Here is a 20,896-nt window from a genome sequence, read left to right as displayed (position 1 = left end):
AATGAATCCAATCCTATTTCCTGCATTTCTGAAACCTGGCGACCGCGTTGGGGTTTTGGCTCCGGCCAGTATTGTGAAGTATGAAGATGTTATGCCTGGTATCGGGCTGCTTAACGGGCAGTGGGGGCTTGAAGTAGTGGAAGGAAAAACGCTGAGGACGGCATTCAATCAGTTTTCGGCTTCCGACGGAGACCGGCTGGCGGATATGCAGCAAATGCTCGACGATCCTTCCATTAAAGCCATTATTGCCGCCCGCGGCGGCTACGGCTGTTCCCGGATCGTGGACAAGCTCAATTTTGACAAATTCCTCCAAAGCCCTAAGTGGATCGTCGGTTTCAGCGACCTGACGGCCTTTCTTTCGAGAACTTTCCAGCTGGGTTATGCGAGCATTCATGCGCCGATGGCCAAAACGATTACGTGTGCGGGCGCAGAAGTGGCAGCGGAATCCCTGAGACAGATGCTTTTCGGAGAAATGCCTGCATATGAGGTAGCCCCACATGCATTAAATCGTACCGGTAATGCCGTCGCGCAAGTAGTGGGAGGCAATCTTTGCCTGCTGGCGCATATGATCGGGTCGGAAACGGAGATCGATACCGAAGGTAAAATCCTTTTTATCGAGGATATCAATGAATATCTGTACAACCACGACCGGATGATGATTCAGCTCAAACGCTCAGGCAAGCTGGATAAGCTGGCCGGGCTTGTCGTGGGACAGTTTACCGATATGAAGGACAACAATAGCCCTACGTTTGGCAAGGACGCATATGAAATTATAGCAGAGCATGTGGCTGAGTTCGATTATCCGGTCTGCTACGATTTCCCGGTGGGCCATGTCGGCGACAACCGTGCCATGGGTGTCGGCATGCAGGCGGCATTCAACGTATCGGAGCAGGCCGTAGAGCTCCGCTTTCTTTTAAATTCCACAGCTGTTTAGTTTAGAGATATGACAAATTTCAAGGACAAGGTTGTCTGGATTACCGGGGCATCGTCGGGTATCGGCGAGGCGTTGACGATGGCCTTTGCCAAAGAAGGGGCGAAACTCGTGCTTACTGCTCGCCGCCGTGAGGAGTTGGAAAGAGTAAAGCAACAAACCGCATTACCCGACGCAGATGTGCTGGTACTCCCTTTGGATGTTACCCAATTCGAGCAGGCGAAACCTGCTGCAGAACAGGCAATTGCCCGTTTCGGACAGATCGACGTGATGGTGCATAATGCAGGTGTTAGCCAACGCTCCTACATCAACGATACCGACCTGGAAGTTTATCAAAGCCTGATGAATGTCAATTTTTTCAGCACGGTAGCACTTACCAAAGCCGTGTTACCGCATATGATCGCCCGGCAGTCGGGGCATTTCATTGTGATGAGCAGTGTTGCCGGGAAAATTGGCACCATCATGCGCTCAGGCTACAATGCGGCCAAACATGCATTGCAAGGCTTCTACGATTCGCTGCGCGCCGAAGGTTATCAGCACAATATCAAGGTTACGACCATTTGTCCAGGCTACATCCGCACGAATATCTCTTTGAATGCATTGAATGCATCGGGCGATAAATTCGGCAAAATGGACAGCAACCAGGCCAAAGGCATTCCGGCGGATGTTTGCGCCGAAAAGATCCTCGACGCTGTCAAAAAAGATAAAAAGGAAATCTATATTGGCGGATTTAAAGAGGTAGCTGCTATTTATCTCAAAAGGTTCTTCCCGAACCTGCTGTTTGATCAGGTCAGGAAGAACATTCCGGAATAACCTATTTGGCTTTCGCTTTTTCGAGGTAGTCGGTGGCCAGGCGGGCAATGGAACGCACGCCCAGTACGAGACTACCTTCATCTACATAAAAATCGGGCGTGTGGTGCGGTGCCGCTTCCGCAACACTTTTACCCTTTGGCATACCTCCTAAAAAGAAGAAGAAGCCTGGTACTTTTTGTTGGTAAAAAGCGAAATCTTCAGCCCCGGTTTTGACCGGGATCACATTTACATTCTCCTTCCCGGCTACATTCTCCAGCGTCCCGATCATTTTGGCGGTCAACGCCTCGTCATTGTGTGTAACAGGGTACATTACATCAATATCGACCGTAGCCGTGGCTCCTGCACTTTCGGCGATGTTGGTTGAAATATCATTCAGGCGCTTATGCACGTACGAATGCATGTTTTCGTCGAAAGTCCGGATGGTACCGATCATTTTAACCGATTCAGGGATGATATTCTGCCGCACGCCGCCATGGATTGCGCCAATAGTCACGACCGCGGGTGCGTGGGTGAGGTCCAGGTTACGGCTGACGATCGTCTGTAATGCAGTCACTATCTGCGAAGAGGTTACAATCGGATCGACTCCCGACCACGGGTAAGCGCCGTGCGTTTGTTTTCCTTTTACGTCAATACTAAAAAAATCCACGGCAGCCATCGTCGCGCCAGGGCGGTAAGAAATCTTTCCCACTTCGATCTGCGAGTCGATATGCAGGCCAAAAATCGCATCGACTTTCGGATTTTCGAGCACTCCTTCTTTCACCATCAGTTCCGCACCTCCCTCCTCGCCTTCCGGCGCCCCTTCTTCGGCCGGCTGGAATATAAACTTAACGGTACCGGGAAGGTCGTTTTTCATCGATGCCAGCACCTCAGCCACGCCCATGAGTATCGCAATATGCGTGTCATGCCCACATGCGTGCATGACGCCCGTAGTCTGCCCTTTGTATTCCGTCGTTACTTTCGATTTAAAAGGAACGTCCGCCCGTTCAGCCACCGGCAGACCATCCATATCAGCCCTCAGCGCCACCACAGGCCCCGGCTTGCCGCCTTTCAGGATTCCTACCACGCCGGTATGCGCAACGCCGGTTGTCACCTCGATGCCTAGTTGCTTCAGGTGGTTGGCGACCTTCTCGGCCGTCTTGAACTCTCGGTTGCCCAGCTCCGGATTTTGGTGAAAATCACGCCGCCACGCCACTAGTTTCTTTTCCAATGCGGGTGCTTTCAGGTCGATCGATTTCGCTAATGGTGACTGCGCAGATGCCGGTTGTCCGGCGATAACAGCGATCAGTACCGCAGCAGACACCCTGCTGAATTTGTTAAAAATTTTGTCTGTAAAAGGAGTTGTCATAGGAAGATGTTAAAGAATCAGGTTTTTCAAGATCGGAAAGAAATTCTTTCGTTCCAAAACAAAAAAGGCCTTACCCGTAATGGATAAGGCCTTGAACTTGCAAATATTTACCAATTAATGCTCGTCTTCGAGGAAACCTGTGCGGCGATAGCCGGCATATATCCACTGCGTTGTAGGGTCTTTTTCAAAAGTAAACTTCACGTAAATGGAATCTGTTTTGTTTCCACCCGTCGAAGTTGCGGCACCTTTGAGAATTTTACCTTCGATAATCGAAATGGCGGACTTTCCGGCTTCCATATTTGGCAGCTTATCCGCCTTGTCAAAAGTCATCGCGGGCAAATTTACCTTGGCAACAACGGCCACAGGGTCCGCATCAGGCGTGAGCAACTCGTGATCGTTGATGATCAGGTCGGTTTCGTTGTTGGCCGCAGTGTTCGAAGTGGTAATAAGGAAGCGTCCGCCATCTCCTATATCCTCTCCGTTGGCAAAAACGCCTATGTACCATTCACCACACATCGCCTGTAATTTGGTCCCTTCGATGGTTGGCTCGCTGCCCAGATCACAGGACAACAGGCCGAACACCAATAATATCAGAGAATACTTTATATATTTCATAAACCACAATTTTAAAGTTTTACAAAAGTACGAAGCGCTGTACCGTAGCCCGGATTGATCACAACCCAGCTGTAAGACACCCCTTCCTTGATGGATGCATTGATACATTCGAATGCATTACCGGAAGTGAGTTGGTAAGGAACACCTATTTTGCCTTTATCAAAGTAATAGAACAAAACAGCGTCTCCCGGTGCCGGTACTGCAACACCGCCAACATTATCGGCCTTGTACAGGTTGCCACTTACCTTCGTCACTTTTGAAATACCGTTCGCACCACCATTTCTCTGATAGCTCCCCGTAATGTCGGCCGTCGCCGCAGCAGAGATCACTCCTATGTAACGATACTCTGTCGACGAGTATCCATCCTTGTTCACGGCATCGTAAGTGAGCACATAAACACCTGGTGTTTTTGTATCCACTGTTCCGGATACCTTCACCTGAATCTCCGTATCTCCTTCCTTAGCAGTTGCGCCGGGGTCTGTAAAAGTGCCTCCCACCGCTACCTGATTCCATTGCTCACCTTTCAATGTGATAACGGGGTAATAGGTAATTTTCGAGATACCTTCTGTCACCTTATCCTCTTCGCACGAAAATGTGGCAAACAGGGTCAGGGCTATCATTATCAGTTTTATTCCTCTTTTCATAGTTTCTGTTATCAATGACCTGTGTTTACTTCATCCACCAAACTTTGGCCGTAATAGGCACGGCAGCAGGTGCATTAATGTTACCATCGCGCGAAGCGGAAGTGTAAGGGAGTCGTTTAGGCAACTCGTTTCCGATTACAGATTCCTCAGACACCGTCCATTGACCCGGCACGTAATTGTTTGCCGTTGAACGTACAGGCGATTTCTCAGGATAACCGGTACGCGCCTGGTCCAGATAAGACTCGTATCCCTGACGGAACATCGCTACCCATTTCTGGTAGATGATCGCTTTCAGCTTTGCCTCCATAGTTCCGGTTGATGGGTATTCGTAAACACCACCTTTGGCAATCTTCTTGGCGTCAAATGCAACGTTGAATTTCGCGTAAGCCGCAGGAACAGCTTTTTCGTAAAACTCCTTCGCTTTCGCGTCATTGCCAATGCGCAGGTATGCCTCCGATAACAGGAAGTATACTTCGTCGATACTGAAAAAATAGAATGGGTCAGTAGCTGTCATTCTTGCTACGCTAGGGGTCGCGGGTGCGATGACAGTGTTATTGAAATCGCCTTGTTCCAGACCGCTCTGCCCGGTGGGACCCGGTGTAAAGTAAGCAGCGAGACGCGCATCGTCGTTGTTGGCCTGCAAATAGGTCATCAATGTGCGGCTAAGGCGCAGGTTGGTTCCCGTGTTCAGCTGACGGACGTTGGTCTCATACAATGGATTACTGCGGTTGGGTTCGTCCACAAATTTGGTCAATGCTGCATGGTCTTCCAGGAAAGGCGTCTTCGAATCCAGCATGGACTTGATAGCTGTAATCGCCTGAGCCGAGTTAGGGCTTGCAGTTTGGCGCAGGTACAATTTCAGTTTCAACGTGTTCACAAAGCGTTTCCAATGATCGATTTGATTGTCGGCGCTCATGCCGCCGAAAATCAGGTCGGAAGCTACCGCCGTGGATTTTCCGTTGTTGAAGTCGAGCGCGAGAGCGGCGTCGAGTCTTTTCAGCAACTCCGCGTATACCGCAGGGCCGTCGTCGTATTTGGGTGCCTTAATGGTTTCCACCTGTAGAGCTTCCGTCAAAGGAATCTTGTCAAAAAAGTCAGCCAACATCTGGTAACCGAAGGATTGAACGGCTACTGCCTGCAATACCATATTGTTATTACCCGCAGCGGTGGCTTTGATTTTAACATCCTCGAGGTCGTTCAACCCACCCGCGTAAAACTCCGTCCACATGTTGTTGTAGTCCGACGGGTTAAGATCGTAAGAGTCGATATTGCGGTACTGGGAACTTGCATTGGACTGTGTCCAGTGCTGCGACCAAAGCCCTCCGATAATGGCCATATCACTTCCGACAGAAGCCACGATTGACGCCTGTGCAGCCGGCAACACAAACTCCGGCGCCACATTGGTCGGGTTGTTCGGGTCTTCGTTTACATCGAGCCAATCGTTGCAGGAGCCTAGTGAAAGTGCTGCAAGCAGCAAAACACTATTTTTTATAATACCTTTCATTTGAAGCCTAATTAGAATGATAGATTTAACTGAACACCATACGTTGCAGTAGAAGGGCCTGCCGCGAATTCACCATAGAGGTTTTTCAGGCTGGTTCCAAACGTATTGGCTTCCGGGTCAACGACGTGATTGGCCTTAGGTGTCCACAGCACCAGGTTACGGCCAAATACACCCACAGATGCACCTCTTACCGGCAGCTTTGCCAACGCCTTCTTAGGCACTGAATAGGTGAGTGACACGTTTCTCAGTTTGAAGAATGTTTTCGGCAGCACGTGGTTATATTCGTTCGCCGAGGTTGATCCGCCGTAGTAAGTGAACACATCCGCACGGGATACCGGAGTGGTATTAGGTGCATAGCTGTCCTCGCCTACTTTTACAACGGAACCTGGTACAACAAACGGTTCACGGTCGTTATACTGTGTCATATATGCATTTCCGTTGAAGTAATTCAAACGGGCGGTGTAAGAGTAGAACACGCCACCATTACGGTAGTCACCATTCGCGCTGAATTTGAAGCCTTTGTAATCCAGGTAAGTAGATACCCCCAAAGTATAATTCGGATTGATTGAGCCTCTGTATGTTTCTTCGGAGCTTACAAGCGGCAATCCGTTTGTCGGGTTCACAATGACGTTTCCGTTTGGATCACGCTGCACATCCGGCGAGTAAATAGCACCCAGCGGCTTGCCTACTACGGCGCGCAGTTTTACATTGTAGCTGCTATTCAGCAGGATATTTCCTGAACCGCCTTCCAGACCGAGTGATTCCACCTCATTCCAGATCTTATTATAATTCACTGTTACCCCCCATTCGAGTTTCTCTGTACGAACGGGGATCAGGTTCAATGCCAATTCAACCCCTTTGTTTCGTACGCTACCCAGGTTCACAGTTTGCGTAGTAGCACCTGTTGCAGGTTCGAGAGCAAGGCTGATGATCTGGTTTTTGGTCAGTTTGTTATAGTAGCTCAGGTCTAGTCCCACACGTCTTCCGAAGAAACCCAGTTCAAGACCTCCCTCGTATTCGGTGGAAATCTCCGGCTTCAGATTCTGGTTTCCAAGGTTGTTGGAAACTTCATATGCATTCAGACCACCGAATGGGAAGTTGATATTACCAAACCCACCCGCGCGAACAGAGCCCGGCACGTATACGGAATAAACCTGATAAGGGTCTGCGTCGTTACCCGCCGATGCCGCCGCGAAACGCACTTTCACGAAAGGAATCTCCGCCGGCAATTTGAATACATCCGATAACACGGCGCTGATGCTCGCGCTTGGATAGAAGTAGGAGTTTTTACCTTTTGGCAGTGTACTGGTCCAGTCGTTACGTGCACCCACTGTGAGGTACAACCAGTTGTCGAAGCCGAATACAGCCTGACCATAGATACCCACAAGACGCCGTTTGCTCGTGGTAGCGAACGTGGTAGGTGTTATGGAGCTGTTCGAAAGGCTATAAAACCCTGGAAGGTCGAGGTTGGTAACTTTTGCAAAGTTGGTTTGCGCAGTTCTTTCGTTGAGGTTGTGCCCCAAAAATGCCTGTACGTCGAAACGCGATCCGAAATTGTGTTTGAAATTAAAGATCAGGTCGCTATTGAACTGACGGTTCTGACGCGCAAGTTGCGACACACCACCGAAAACGTCGTTCGCTGTGCTGTTAGGGGCACTATCCGAGATTTTACCGACGTTACCCCAGTCTTTCTGGAATGCATCGGAATAGTCACCACCCACCCGGTATTTCACATCGAGGTTTTTCAGCAGTTGGTAGCCAAATTCGATGTTACCGAAAATCCGGTCCTCGTCGTAATTGTTTCCCTGGTTGTACAATGTCCAGTAAGGGTTCTGTGCGTATGGCGTAAAATAATTATCCAACGTCATGAACTTGTAGTAGGGACTATTAGGATCCAGCAATGCTTTTGAATCCACGATCGAGTGGTCACGAGGGATCTGAATGATCTCCTGCCATACTACTTTACCGCCACCTGCATCGTCGCCCTGGCCGGTCGCAACCACTTTCTGGTTTTTGTGAACGTAGTTAATGTTGGAGTTCACGGAGAATTTATCCAGCTTCAGACCTCCGTTCAGACTCAACGTGTTACGTTTGTAAGAGTCGGCATTGGTAGGAACGACCCCGTCGGCTGTCGCATTGGAATAAGCCACACGATAATTGGCAGTTTCGGTGCCGCCCGATACCGCAATGCTATTGTTCCATTCGTAACCTTTGTCGAAGAAATCTTTCAGGTTGTCTTCCTGCGCCGAGAAAGGTTTCAGCATTTGAGAGTTATCTACCACATTACCCCAGAGGCGTGTTTTGCCATCGAGTTTAGGTCCCCACGACCCGTTTTCAATGCGGTCGAACAAACCGCTCCATCCCTGGCCGTATGTATTTTGCAGGTGAGGAACGCGCAATACCTGTGACCTCGCAAACGAGGACGAAATGTCAACCTGCGTTTTGCCGGACTTCCCTCTTTTGGTGGTGATCAGGATCGCACCGTTAGCCGCGCGGCTACCGTATAACGCGGATGCCGAAATACCTTTCAGTACCGTAACGCTTTCAATCTCGTTAGGGTTGATATCGTTCATCTGGTTACCAAAGTCCATCGAACGGTTGAAATCATCATTGCCATTTTGCGCGTTGGTTGACGAAGTGTTACCGCGGTTGTTCATCGGCACACCGTCGATAACGAACAGCGGCTGGTTATTACCGGTCACAGAGTTGAAACCGCGGATGTTCAGGACGGTCGACGCTCCCGGTGCTCCCGATGCGGTGTTCACAGACAGACCCGGCACACGCGCGTTGAGCGCATCGAGCGGGCTGGTGTTGCGAGCTTCTGTGATGGATGTATTGGCAATGGTAGCGGTACTGTAACCGAGCGACTTACGTTCGCGCGAAATACCGAGTGCAGTTACGACCACCTCGCCGAGTTGCTGGGCATCCGCCACGAGCGTTACGTTAATCGTCGATTTTGAACCGACCACAATGCTCTGGCTAAGATAACCGACAAATGAGAACACAAGCGTTCCGGAAGAGGGGGCTGTAATGGTGTACTTACCGTCGATATCGGAAGTGATACCTCTGGTTGTACCTTTCAGGGTGATGTTTACACCGGGGAGCACGCTTCCGTCGTCGGCGGTCACAACTCCCGATACTTGTTTATCCTGGGCGAACGCCTGCCAGCCAGGAATCAATAAGCACCCTAAGAATAGAAACAGTAGAGTCTTTCTCATACTAAGGATTTAAAGTTTGTTTAAATAGGATATTAATTGCGTCAAGGTTACAAAACTAATTCTTGTTTCAATCAATTACAATGCCCTCCAAATCAATGCCCAGAATATAATTTGGTACAAACCGGCTTTCATTGTCAGTTTGTTAGCAGGAATAACAAAAACACCTCGATAAACGTATTTGTTAGAACTTCATGCTTTCCGCATATTCGCAATCAAAATTGCAACGCCTTCTCCCTTTTCTTAGATGATTTTCAAACAATTCAAATATTTGCTAAAAGTAGCGTACTGTGGAGGGTGTAGTTTCTGGGCCGCAAATGGCCCATTTCTGGGGCTCAAAAATTTATATTAAGCTACAAACAATATTAAAAAAATGCAAATATTTATCAAAAAACCGTCGATGGCGGGACATTGCTAATCCTTACGCTTTTTCAGAATCACTTTATTTAGATTCATTCTTCAATTTTATTACGTATACAGTCACCGTAATTAAAGCATCCACATTTTCACCATTGGGGATCTTTTCCCCAATAAATGTAAATTCCTCAAAAAAAGACATCTATTGTTAACAATTAGTTAAAATCAAGCCTGTTTTTGAAAATTTCACATATTTGAAAAAATTGCAAAAAATCACGACTTCTGCATAGAAAATTCTCCATATCCCGCAGTCAAGCCAAAGTAAATTTTGAAAATTCGCAATGAAAAGGTTGTACTGGTTAAACTAATAGTTATTTTTGCAACAGTATGTTTACATAACAAACCTAACTTTAAACTTAATTTATGAGGAAGACTTTATGCTCCTTAATGGGTTGTTTGCTGCTATTTCTGACGCAGCTTCACGCCCAGGATCTCGCCGTGACCGGCAAGGTCACCGCCGACGATGGCTCGACACTTCCGGGTGTTAACATTTCTTTGAAAGGTACTACTCGCGGTACCACCACCGACACCCAGGGCCAGTACACAATTTCCACCTCAGCCGGTGCTACGCTTGTTTTCAGTTTTATCGGTTTTCAAACACAGGAAGTGATCGTTGGAAACCAGTCCGTCATCAACGTCACACTTAAAAGTGATGTCAGCCAGCTTCAGGAAGTTGTGGTAACGGCCCTCGGACAAGAGCGTAAGAGAAATGAGCTTGTCTACGCGGCCCAGCAGATCAACAACGAGCAGATCGTACAGGCCCGTAACCCGAACGTCATGAATGCGCTCGCAGGTAAAATCGCCGGTCTTGATATCAAAACCAACAATAACATGGGTGGTTCGACCAGCGCGGTCATCCGTGGTTACAAATCCATTACCGGTAACAACCAGGCATTGTGGGTAATCGACGGTGTACCTGTTACCAATGCCAACACCAACTCTACCGATCAGCAGACAGGTCGCGCCGGTACCGACTACGGTAATGCCGCTTCCGATATCAACCCGGACAACATCGCGTCCGTCAACGTACTGAAAGGTGCTGCGGCTACCGCACTTTATGGTTCGCGTGCTTCCAACGGGGTAATCCTCGTGACTACCAAGCAAGGTCGTAAAAACAGCTTCGATGTAACTGTGAACAGCGGTGTTACATGGGGCAAGATCGACAAAAGCACTTATGTGAAGTACCAGAAGGAATATGGTGCAGGTTATGGCGGCGACGGAGCGAAAGACCAGTTCTACCGCGGCAACCTCGGCTCAGGTGAGGGCGACATTGCCGTATTCGATGCCGATGCTTCTTTCGGAGCAAAATTTGATCCTAACAGACTGGTGTACCAATGGGATGCGATCGACCCAAGCTCCCCTACCTATGGCAAAATGACTCCATGGGTAGCTGCTAAAAACGGGCCGGATGCATTCTTCGAAACAGCCGTGACATCCAACCAGAGCGTAAGCATCCTGGGTGGTGGCGAAAACACGACATTTAAAGTAGGCTACACGCGCAGCGACGAAAAAGGTGTGCTTCCCAACAGTAAACTGGGGAAAAACCTTTTCAACTTCTCGGCTTCATTTGACCTGACCAAGAAACTGACGATCTCTGCCAATGCCAACTACTCTCAAGTGAAAGGTGTGGGACGTTACGGAACAGGTTATGACGGCAAAAACCCTAACCAGCAGTTCAGACAGTGGTTCCAGACTAACGTTGACCTGCTCGAACAAAAAGCGGCCTATTTCAGAAACAGACAAGATGTAACCTGGAACTGGGGAGACCCAACGGCTCCATTCGAGGATAACGGTCCGATTTACTCGGAAAACCCGTACTTCTCACGTTACGAAAACTTCTCGAATGACTCTCGCGATAACTTCTTCGGTTACGCAGCAGCAGTTTACAAAATCGCTCCATGGGTCGACCTGACTACCCGTTTTGCCTACAACGGAACTCAGGATATGCAGGAAGAGCGCATCGCATTCGGCAGCTCCGACCCTGCACAGTACAAGCGCTATAACAGAGGTTTCAACGAGACCAACCTGGATGTAATTTTCAACTTCCGTAAAGCCATTACGAAGGATATTAACTTCTCCGGTTTGGCAGGTGGAAGCATGCGCCGTTCAACTGAAAACTCGATCCGCGCGCAAACAAACGGCGGTATGGTTGTTCCAGGCCTGTTCTCGCTTTCGAACTCAGCTAACCCGATCGAAGCGCCTACCGAAACATACAGAAGAATCGGTGTGGATGGTCTTTACGCGCAGGCTTCATTTGGCTACAAAGACCTCGTAAACCTTGATCTTACCGCAAGACAGGACAAATCGACGACTTTGGTCAAAGGTCAGAACACGTACTTCTATCCTGCCATTGGTGCCAACTTCAACATTTCCAACCTCGAAGGATTGAAAAGACTCAGCTGGCTGACCATGGCGAAATTGAGCGCCAACTACGCAGAAGTAGGTAACGACGCGCCATGGGGTAGTACCATCGACGTGTATGACAAACCAACCGGACTGGGTAGTATTCCCTATTTCACACTAAGAAATACCAAAAACAATCGCGAGCTGAAACCAGAGAGAACGAAAAACTATGAATTCGGTCTTGAAAGTGCATTCCTGAATGACCGAGTAGGTTTCAACTTTACCTACTATCGTTCATCGACCCTCGATCAGATCCTTCCTGTGTCAATCACTGCCGCAACCGGTTATGCATTTCGTTATGTAAACTCGGGTGAAGTACAGAACAAGGGTATCGAAATCTCTGCATACGTAACGCCGATCAAAGTTCAGGACTTCTCGTGGACCCTGAATGTGAACTTTGCGAGAAACCGTAACAAGGTGATCAGCCTTTACGGAGAAGGTGCTACCAGAGTAACCAACGTACAGATCGCGAGTCTTCAGGGAGGTGTTTCGATCAATGCTGCGGAAGGCCAGCCATTTGGTGTGATCCGTGGAACCAACTTCGTATACCACGAAGGAACCGGCCAGAAAGTGGTTAAAACCAACGGTATTTACGCCGCAACCGCCAGCTCTTCAGAAATCATTGGTAACCCCAATCCAGACTGGATCGGTGGCGTAAGCAACACACTGAAATACAAAACATTGTCACTGAGCTTCCTGCTTGATATCCGTCATGGCGGAGATGTGTGGTCGTTGGATCAATGGTATGGCGAAGGAACCGGTCTTTACCCGATCACGGCAGGTCTGAACGAATTGGGTAATCCTAAAAGATCCCCTGTTTCGCAAGGTGGTGGCGTATTGTTCCCGGGTGTGCAAGCCGACGGAACGCCTAACACTATTCGTGCCGCGAACGTAGACGGAAACGGTGCTACCGCATACGGTTACCCTGGCAACCCGCCAAGAGCGATGTACATCTACGATGCGAGCTACATCAAACTGCGAGAAGTCGCACTTACTTACGCACTTCCGCAGGCGATCGTAAGCAAACTGCGTGCATTCAAAGAGATCGACATCTCGTTGATCGGACGTAACCTTTGGATCATTCACAAGAACATGGAGTTCCAGGATCCCGAAGAAGGTCTGGGCTCAGGTTTGCTGAATGGCGCGGGCGGTTACCAAAGCGGTGCTTACCCGGCTGTAAGAAACTATGGTTTCAATGTTAAATTCCGTTTCTAAGCGATATGAAAAAATTAATCATTCTTTTCCTCCCGTTCCTGATGTTGACGGCATGTGTCGACAGCCTGGACGACTATAATGTGGACACCAAGCGTCCGTCTACGGCACCGCCCGTTACCTTCTTCTCGAATGCATTGAAAGGCCTGGCCGATACACTCACCAGCCCGAACGTCAATGTAAATAACTACCGCCTGTACGTTCAACACTGGACAACGACCACTTACCTGGACGAGCCACGTTACAACGTTACGGCACGTATCATCCCGGAATCATTCTGGCGTGGATTGTACAAAGGCGTTATCTCCGATTTGAATGAATCGAGAAGACTCATCAACGCGGACGCCCTTCTGGCACAGGCTACCAAGGACGTGCAGCTTGCACAGATCGAAATTGTAGAAATCATGACCTGGGCTGCATTAGTGAACACTTTCGGTAACATCCCTTATTCCGAGGCGATGAACCCGGAAAACCCGCTGCCTAAGTACGATGATGCGAAGACAATATACGACGCACTCCTGGTTCGACTGGATGCAGCCCTGCCAAAACTGGAGTCGAAAGGAACACCCTTCAGCGGCGGCGACCTGCTTTACAAAGGGAATATCCCGCAATGGGTGAAATTCGGTAACTCACTGAAACTGAAATTGGCGATGATCATCGCTGACAGCGACCCTGACAAAGCGAAAAAAATGGTAGCCGAAGCAGCGCCGAAAGTATTTACCAGCAATGCTGACAAGGCGGCTTTCCCTTATATTTCGACACCGCCGAACTATAACCCGATCGCCCAGAACATGAACTCGCTTTACACGAGCCGTCAGGATTTCATACCTTCGGCAACCATCGTGACCCCAATGAACGAGTTGAATGATCCAAGAAGGCCTTTCTTCTTCACAACCATCAACGATAAATACGTAGGTGGACAATACGGTTTTTTGAATACCTATTCTGCCTTCTCACACGTGAGTGACAAGATCATCGATCCTGCCTTTGAAGGTCTGTTGCTAGACTACTCGGAAGTGGAGTTCCTGCTTGCGGAAGCTGTTGAAAGAGGTTTCATTACCGGTTCAGCTGCGGACCACTATAACAAGGCTGTTACAGCGTCGATTACCTACTGGGGCGGTACTGCGGCGGAAGCTGCGGCATACCTGGCACAACCCAAAGTTGCCTACGCCACAGCTGCTCCGACCTGGAAAGAAAAAATCGGCTTCCAGAAATGGATTGCCCTTTATAACAGAGGCTGGGAATCGTGGGTTGAGTGGAGAAGACTTGATTACCCTAAACTATCCCCTCCGTCAGGCGGAAACGTACCGGCTGGTCTGGCAATCCCAGTACGTATGATATACCCAATCGTAGAGCAAACCCTCAACGGTGCGAACCGCGAAGCAGCGGCAAGCGCGATCGGTGGCGACCTCGCTTCGACCAAATTGTGGTGGGATAAATTCTGATATCCAAACCAAGGATATGCAGAGAGGCGGGCTTCGGTCCGCCTCTCTTTTTTTTGTGATAATCACAATCCGTTCGAAGATAGTATACCGATTAAAAACCCAACCCCGCCGGACGCTGGATGCATTCCCGAAATGCGCTTTTGATCATTGTAAATTCAGAGTCATAAGGTTTTTCGAAAGCCCTTCCACCTACAAACCTGACTTTGATGAAATCACTGCTACTCATGATCGGAGCCGGTATACTCGTGCTCTTTCTTACCACAGCCCATGCGCAAACGCACGAACTGACCGGCAAGGTTACAGCCGAAGACGGATCAGCGCTACCCGGTGTCAATATATCGTTGAAGAATACGACAAAAGGCACTATCACGGATGACAAAGGCCAATACGTTATCGCGGCCGAACCGGGCTCTATCCTCGTATTCAGTTTTATCGGTTTCAAAAACAAGGAAGCGCCAGTCGGAAACCAGACAAGGCTGGATATTATCCTGACCAACGATGAAACACAACTTCAGGAAATAGTCGTCACCTCACTCGGCATTGCCCGCGAAAAGAAAGCGCTAGGTTATGCCGTACAGGAAATCAAGGCCGACAAACTCACGCTCGCCCGTGACCCGAATATTGGCAATGCACTCGCCGGTAAAATTGCCGGTGTGCAGGTGCTGGGCCAGTCGGCGGCTAAATTTGGTACACCCAGCATTCGAATCCGGGGGATCAACTCACTGACCGGCAGCGACCCGCTTTATGTGGTAGACGGAACGCCGACAGATATCAGCATGGTAAACATGGATGATGTGGAGTCGCTAACTGTTTTGAAAGGTCCCTCTGCCACAGCACTATATGGCAATCGCGCGTCCGCAGGCGTGGTGGTAGTCACTACTAAAAGAGGAAAGTCAGGTGAAACTTCTTTGACCCTCAATCATAGTATGACCGTCGATCAGGTATCGCTACTACCCAAATATCAGAATGAATACGGCGGTGGTTACTCCCAGGAATGGGAAACGTTCAAATTTGATCCTAAAATACATCCGGCCGCTTGGGCTTCGTACGAGGGCCAGCGTATTCTGGATTATTCGGCAGATGAAAGCTGGGGACCGAAACTGGATGGGTCCATGCACCGTTCGGCATTCTCATGGCAACCGGGAGAAGGTTTTGGAAAAGAAACGCCCTACGTCGCGCACCCGAACAATGTCCGTGATTTCTTCGAAAAGCCTTTGAGCTACAATTCAAATATCGCGTTTTCCAAAGCAGGTGACGGCTACTCTTCCCGTATTTCCTACACACATATTGTCAATAACGGCATCGTCCCGAACAGCCGGCAGATCCGCGACTACATCAGCGCAAAAACGGCCGTCACCTTTGCCAAAAGGCTTACGGCAGAACTGAATGTAAGTTACACGGGGACTAAAACAGACAATACGCCCGCCGACCGCTATGGCAGCTCGGGTGGTACCGGCCCGGGAACGAACCTTTTCAATACCAGTAATTCCACATTGAACGGCTACAACCAGACCACCGGCTCATTTAACCAATGGTTTCAGCGACAGTTGGATATCAAGGACCTGAAAAACTACAAAAACCCCGATGGTACTTTCCGAAGCTGGAACATTGGAAGCCCTACGGATGCACGGCCAAAATATTGGGATAGCCCCTACACACAGGTATACGAGAACACCAACGTCAACCGTCAGCAGCGCATTTTCGGTGACGCAGGGCTCATTTATCAGGTTACCGACTATTTGAAAATCACCGGCAAATTCCGCCGCGATTACGGGACCTACTTCATGGACGGGCGTGTCGCGTCCGGAACTTTAAACGCCGGGGGATTGGGCGCATATGCTTACCTGAGCGGAGCAATCCTCGAAAACAATTATGAGAGCATTGCGAGCTTCAACAAGGAAATCCACAAGATATCGATACTTGTGAATGCCGGTGGTAACATACGCTACAACCGCACCGAAGGGACACTCCAAGGTACCGCCGGGGGGCTTACTACACCTGGCTACTACAATATAGCCGCATCAAAAGATAGGCCGGTAACGGCAAACTACTTGTTCGAAAGAAAGACAAACAGCTTGTTCGCTAACGCTAGTCTCGGATATGGAGATTTTCTGTTTATCGAAGGTTCGATACGAAACGATTGGTCCTCTACACTCCCACCATCCAACAACTCCTACCTGTACCCGTCCGTCTCCACAAGTCTGGTATTTTCTGAATTTATTCCAAACAATGGGATATTATCATTCGGCAAACTGAGAGCCGGCTATGCACAAGTTGGCACAGACCTTGGAGCTTACCAAACGGCCCTGAGTTATAGTGTAGGCGTCCCGTATGGCACTAGCCCCGTAATGACACTCCCCAACACGCTGCCTAATTCAGTTCTGAAACCTGGTATGTCATCCTCCTATGAAGGCGGAATCGATCTTCAATTTTTCGGAAACCGTATCGGGTTCGAATTCACGGCGTACAAGAACAACAACAGTAACCAGATCATACCATTAGCGGTAGCATCTACAAGCGGTTACAACAACGCCGTCGTCAATGCGGGCTTAATTACTACCAAAGGGCTTGAACTCCACCTCTCAGCCCAGCCGGTTAAGACCGAGGCATTCACCTGGGAGCTGGACATCAATGCCGACCGCAACCAGTCCAAGGTGGTCGAGCTGACAGAACAAAGTAACAATTACCGTATTGATGGCCCGCAATGGCGAGCACTTACGCTTAATGCACGCGTGAAAGAGGATTGGGGAATGTTAGAAGGCGTGGGTATTAAAAAGGATGCAAATGGCAGGAAGATTGTCTACGCTCCTACCCCTGAAAATATCAAAGCGGGAAAAGCGGGTTTGTATATAAAAGAGAATAATGTCAATCTCGGCAATGTACTACCCAAGTTCAAAGGCGGAATGATCAATGCATTTCAATACAAAGGCTTGACATTGCAGGCCAGCACGGATTTCGTCGTAGGCGGAAAGTTCTTCTCCGTAACCCGAATGTTCAATGCAGGATCGGGCCTGGCAGCGGAAACTGCCGGCAATAATGAGTTAGGTAACCCAAAACGCGATGATCCCGATAAAGGTGGTGGCGTGCTGCTGGATGCAGTTACAGAAGATGGCCAACCAAACACGTACCGCGTAGACACTCAAAACCTGTACGAAAACTGGCTTTTTGCGCTCAACGAGCAATGGATTTACGACAAAACCTACGTAAAACTCCGGGAGGTATCGCTGGGCTACAAAATCCCAAAAAGATATTTGGGTAAATATCTTAAGTCCGCAAGTGTATCGCTGATCGGACGCAACTTACTGCTCATTTACAGCGCCATCGGCGGCGGGATCGACATTTCAGAAACTGAAACGCTTTGGTATGAAGGCGGACAATTACCTCCTGTAAGATCCATAGGCGCGACGCTTAAAGTCGGTTTTTAGATACACATCCACCTCAATTCGCATCATCATGAAAAAATACTGGCAATCAGCTGTCCTGGCACTCCTCCTGCTTACAATAGCACCGGGATGCAGCGACTTTGGAGATATCAATGTTAACCCTAACAATCCGTCCACGCCGAGCACAGCGGGCCTGCTCACAGGCGCGCTGCGCAATGTGGGCACTATCAATGCACAAGTTGGCCCGGGCGGGGCGAACATCGTCCCCGCGATGTATGTGCAGCAATTCGGAGATGTGATTTACATTGAGGATTCGAAATACAAGACGATCAATTTCAATTACAATGGCTGGTACGCCGGTCCACTGATTAACCTGCAACATATCATCGAGCTTAATACCGATGAAAAAACCAGGGTTAATGCATCCACATTTGGCTCCAATGCCAATCAAATCGCGATTGCACGAATCCTTAAAGCCTACTTTTTCCAATGGATCACCGACCGGTGGGGCGATATTCCTTATTCAGAGGCATTAAAAGGCGATGCGGATTTCACACCAGCATTCGATAAACAGGAAGCCATCTACACAGACCTGTTCAAGGAATGGAAAGAGGCCGCCGCGCAATTCGACGAAGGTAAAGCAGTTCAGGGTGATATTCTTTTGGGCGGGAATACCTCCAAGTGGAAGAAGTTCGCCAATTCACTCCGCCTTATCGCCGCATTGCGACTTTCGAAGGTCAAGCCGGATTTAGGTAAAAAGGAGTTTCAGGCAGCATTGGACGACGGAGTTATTAGCTCCGCGGCCGACAATGTTCAATACAAATTTCTCGCAGAATCGACCAATGAAAATCCTATTTACACCAACTATGTGGTGAGTAATAGAAAGGACTATGCGCTCAGTGACGTGCTTGTCAACTATTTAAAGAAAACAGCAGACCCCAGGCTTCCCTATCTGGCTGCCAAAAACATCTCTGGTGAATACGTCGGTGTCCCCTATGCTATCGGAGGGGCGAAGGCACAAGATTTGTCATTAATTGGCCCCGCGCTTTCACAGCAAAATTCGGCGGTAAACATCATTACTTACGCACAAATGCTTTTCGCGCAAGCCGAGGCTGCTGCATTGGGCTGGACCAACGGGAACGCGAAAGCACTCTATGAATCAGCCGTTGAGGCTTCGTTACAGCAATGGATGGGCACTAACTACACTGAAAGTGCTTTTAAAACCTACCTCGCGCAGCCTGACGTGGCGTATTCAGCCAACATGGCTATCGAACGCATCAGCACGCAGCGGTGGATCGCGCTCTTTTTTCAAGGCACCGAGGCTTGGTCGGAGTGGCGGCGAACAGGGTTTCCCGTACTGAAACCAGCCGCAAGCACCCTTAATGGCGGTACCGAAATCCCTCGTCGGCTTGCTTATCCTGTAACTGAAAACACGCTCAATCACGATAATTACCAGGCCGTTATAAGCAGCCAGGGCAAAGACGACCACTACACAAGAGTATGGTGGGACAAACCTTGACCAAGATAAATTACAAGTTTCCCAATAGTACATTTTCAGCCACGTGCTTCACGTGGCTGAACTTTTTTAGCAAAAAATCCACACAAAGTCTTCAAAACAGTGCCATTGTAGCATTGCGTCATTTGATTTTCTTTAACTTTGAGGGTTATCCAACTCTTGAAAAAATGGAATTTCTAAAAAGCGACCGCCTGAATCATCTGAAATACGAGATCCGCGGTGCTACCTACCAAAAAGCGTTAGAGCTTGAAAGTCAGGGCTACAAAATCCATAACCTGAACATCGGTAACCCCGCACCGTTCGGTTTCGATTCGCCCGACGAGATCGTCCACGACATTATCATGAACATCCGCAATGCGCAAGGCTATTCGGATTCTCGTGGCTTGTTCGCGGCGCGTAAGGCGATCATGCATTATACGCAGACAATTGGTATTCAAGATGTTGAAATCAACGACATTTTCATCGGAAATGGTGTCAGCGAACTGATCCTGCTTTCGATGCAGGCATTACTCAATCCTGGCGACGAAATATTGGTCCCTTCTCCGGATTATCCATTGTGGACGGCCGCGATCTCGCTCAGCGGTGGCACACCGGTACATTATATATGTGATGAAGAAGCCGATTGGAACCCGGATCTGGACGATTTGGAAAAGAAAATCACTTCACGTACCAAAGGTATTGTGATCATCAACCCCAACAATCCGACGGGTGCTGTTTATGACAAGGAAGTGCTCGCACGCATCGCACGGATTGCGGAAGAGCACGGTCTGATCGTTTTCTCCGATGAGATTTACGATAAGATCCTTTACGACGGAGCGGTGCACCATCCGATGGGCTCGTTTGTAAACGATACGCTTTGTGTGTCTTACGGCGGTTTGTCGAAAAACTACCGCTCGGCTGGCTTCCGCGGTGGGTGGATGATCCTCAGCGGCGCTAAGCAAAAAGCCAAATCTTACGCGGAAGGCCTGCTACTCCTCGCAAGCATGCGCCTGTGCGCGAATGTACCCACGCAATACGCGATCCAGACGGCATTGGGCGGTTACCAGAGTATCAAGGAACACGTGGTACCGACGGGCCGGTTGTACAAGCAAATGAATCTCGTCTACGACAGACTGACTTCTATTCCGGGTATTACTTGCGTGAAACCCAAAGGTTCATTGTACGTTTTCCCTAAAATCGACCTGAAAAAATTCGGTTTCAAGACGGACGACCAGTTCGTGTACGAGCTGCTTTCCGACCAGAAAGTGCTGGTAGTGGCTGGTACGGGTTTCAACTATCACCTCGATCCGCATTTCCGCATTGTATTCCTGCCGACCATCGACGAGCTGAACCAGGCAATGGACAAGCTGGAATTTTTCCTGACCAACCGCCGCGTAATGTCGACGCGTACCGTTGAAGACATTATCGCATAAGTAATTATTAACCCGAACCTCCACTGATAGTATATATCGCC

The 20,896-nt window shown here is 49.1% G+C and carries 12 protein-coding genes; 7 read left to right on the top strand and 5 right to left on the bottom strand.

Annotation, left to right across the window (positions count from 1 at the left end; genetic code table 11):
• The first annotated feature begins 1 nt into the window (after position 1).
• Entirely contained in the window at positions 2 to 934 is a 933-nt protein-coding gene (locus tag ACQ4MZ_RS03020; protein WP_430842814.1) for a S66 peptidase family protein, read from the top strand.
• A gap of 9 nt (positions 935 to 943) precedes the next feature.
• Positions 944 to 1,744 carry an SDR family oxidoreductase gene (locus ACQ4MZ_RS03015; RefSeq protein WP_430842812.1) on the top strand — a complete coding sequence of 267 codons (801 nt, stop codon included), beginning with the start codon at positions 944 to 946 and terminating at the stop codon, positions 1,742 to 1,744.
• A gap of 1 nt (position 1,745) precedes the next feature.
• On the opposite strand, the gene ACQ4MZ_RS03010 is transcribed toward ACQ4MZ_RS03015, so the two are convergent.
• From ACQ4MZ_RS03010 to ACQ4MZ_RS02990, 5 genes are all read right to left on the bottom strand, one after another.
• Positions 1,746 to 3,089, bottom strand: a complete 1,344-nt coding sequence (locus tag ACQ4MZ_RS03010) for an amidohydrolase (protein WP_430842810.1) — start codon at positions 3,087 to 3,089, stop codon at positions 1,746 to 1,748.
• Between the two features lie 114 nt (positions 3,090 to 3,203).
• Entirely contained in the window at positions 3,204 to 3,704 is a 501-nt protein-coding gene (locus tag ACQ4MZ_RS03005) for a lipid-binding protein (RefSeq protein WP_430842808.1), read from the bottom strand.
• A gap of 11 nt (positions 3,705 to 3,715) precedes the next feature.
• Positions 3,716 to 4,324, bottom strand: a complete 609-nt coding sequence (locus ACQ4MZ_RS03000) for a DUF5011 domain-containing protein (protein ID WP_430842806.1) — start codon at positions 4,322 to 4,324, stop codon at positions 3,716 to 3,718.
• 49 nt (positions 4,325 to 4,373) lie between these two features.
• Positions 4,374 to 5,852, bottom strand: a complete 1,479-nt coding sequence (locus ACQ4MZ_RS02995; RefSeq protein WP_430842804.1) for a SusD/RagB family nutrient-binding outer membrane lipoprotein — start codon at positions 5,850 to 5,852, stop codon at positions 4,374 to 4,376.
• A gap of 11 nt (positions 5,853 to 5,863) precedes the next feature.
• Positions 5,864 to 9,070, bottom strand: coding sequence for a SusC/RagA family TonB-linked outer membrane protein (locus ACQ4MZ_RS02990; protein ID WP_430842802.1), 3,207 nt, complete (start codon positions 9,068 to 9,070; stop codon positions 5,864 to 5,866).
• A gap of 777 nt (positions 9,071 to 9,847) precedes the next feature.
• Between ACQ4MZ_RS02990 and ACQ4MZ_RS02985 the strand changes: the two genes are divergently transcribed.
• From ACQ4MZ_RS02985 to ACQ4MZ_RS02965, 5 genes are all read left to right on the top strand, one after another.
• Positions 9,848 to 13,102: a SusC/RagA family TonB-linked outer membrane protein gene (locus ACQ4MZ_RS02985; protein WP_430842800.1), complete on the top strand. Its 3,255-nt coding sequence runs from the start codon at positions 9,848 to 9,850 to the stop codon at positions 13,100 to 13,102.
• A gap of 5 nt (positions 13,103 to 13,107) precedes the next feature.
• Positions 13,108 to 14,544: a SusD/RagB family nutrient-binding outer membrane lipoprotein gene (locus tag ACQ4MZ_RS02980; RefSeq protein ID WP_430842798.1), complete on the top strand. Its 1,437-nt coding sequence runs from the start codon at positions 13,108 to 13,110 to the stop codon at positions 14,542 to 14,544.
• Between the two features lie 206 nt (positions 14,545 to 14,750).
• The gene (locus ACQ4MZ_RS02975; protein ID WP_430842796.1) at positions 14,751 to 17,969 is read left to right on the top strand and encodes a SusC/RagA family TonB-linked outer membrane protein; all 3,219 of its coding nucleotides are present in this window, start codon (positions 14,751 to 14,753) and stop codon (positions 17,967 to 17,969) included.
• Between the two features lie 28 nt (positions 17,970 to 17,997).
• Positions 17,998 to 19,446, top strand: coding sequence for a SusD/RagB family nutrient-binding outer membrane lipoprotein (locus ACQ4MZ_RS02970; RefSeq protein WP_430842794.1), 1,449 nt, complete (start codon positions 17,998 to 18,000; stop codon positions 19,444 to 19,446).
• Positions 19,447 to 19,610: 164 nt separating this feature from the next.
• Complete coding sequence (locus ACQ4MZ_RS02965; RefSeq protein ID WP_430842792.1) at positions 19,611 to 20,855, top strand: pyridoxal phosphate-dependent aminotransferase; 1,245 nt, start codon at positions 19,611 to 19,613, stop codon at positions 20,853 to 20,855.
• The last annotated feature ends 41 nt before the right edge of the window (positions 20,856 to 20,896 follow it).

Source organism: Dyadobacter sp. BHUBP1 (assembly GCF_050587785.1).
Classification (GTDB): Bacteria; Bacteroidota; Bacteroidia; order Cytophagales; family Spirosomataceae; genus Dyadobacter.
Note: the sequence above shows the minus strand (reverse complement) of the source record. Positions and strands in the feature narration are given on the sequence as shown.

Coding starts and splice junctions, on each gene's coding strand:
- ACQ4MZ_RS02980 (WP_430842798.1), top strand. CDS start 13,108: ATGAAAAAATTAATCATTCTTTTCCTCCCGTTCCTGATGTTGACGGCA.
- ACQ4MZ_RS02965 (WP_430842792.1), top strand. CDS start 19,611: ATGGAATTTCTAAAAAGCGACCGCCTGAATCATCTGAAATACGAGATC.
- ACQ4MZ_RS03010 (WP_430842810.1), bottom strand. CDS start 3,089: ATGACAACTCCTTTTACAGACAAAATTTTTAACAAATTCAGCAGGGTG.
- ACQ4MZ_RS02995 (WP_430842804.1), bottom strand. CDS start 5,852: ATGAAAGGTATTATAAAAAATAGTGTTTTGCTGCTTGCAGCACTTTCA.
- ACQ4MZ_RS02985 (WP_430842800.1), top strand. CDS start 9,848: ATGAGGAAGACTTTATGCTCCTTAATGGGTTGTTTGCTGCTATTTCTG.
- ACQ4MZ_RS03015 (WP_430842812.1), top strand. CDS start 944: ATGACAAATTTCAAGGACAAGGTTGTCTGGATTACCGGGGCATCGTCG.
- ACQ4MZ_RS03020 (WP_430842814.1), top strand. CDS start 2: ATGAATCCAATCCTATTTCCTGCATTTCTGAAACCTGGCGACCGCGTT.
- ACQ4MZ_RS03005 (WP_430842808.1), bottom strand. CDS start 3,704: ATGAAATATATAAAGTATTCTCTGATATTATTGGTGTTCGGCCTGTTG.
- ACQ4MZ_RS02975 (WP_430842796.1), top strand. CDS start 14,751: ATGAAATCACTGCTACTCATGATCGGAGCCGGTATACTCGTGCTCTTT.
- ACQ4MZ_RS02990 (WP_430842802.1), bottom strand. CDS start 9,070: ATGAGAAAGACTCTACTGTTTCTATTCTTAGGGTGCTTATTGATTCCT.
- ACQ4MZ_RS03000 (WP_430842806.1), bottom strand. CDS start 4,324: ATGATAGCCCTGACCCTGTTTGCCACATTTTCGTGCGAAGAGGATAAG.
- ACQ4MZ_RS02970 (WP_430842794.1), top strand. CDS start 17,998: ATGAAAAAATACTGGCAATCAGCTGTCCTGGCACTCCTCCTGCTTACA.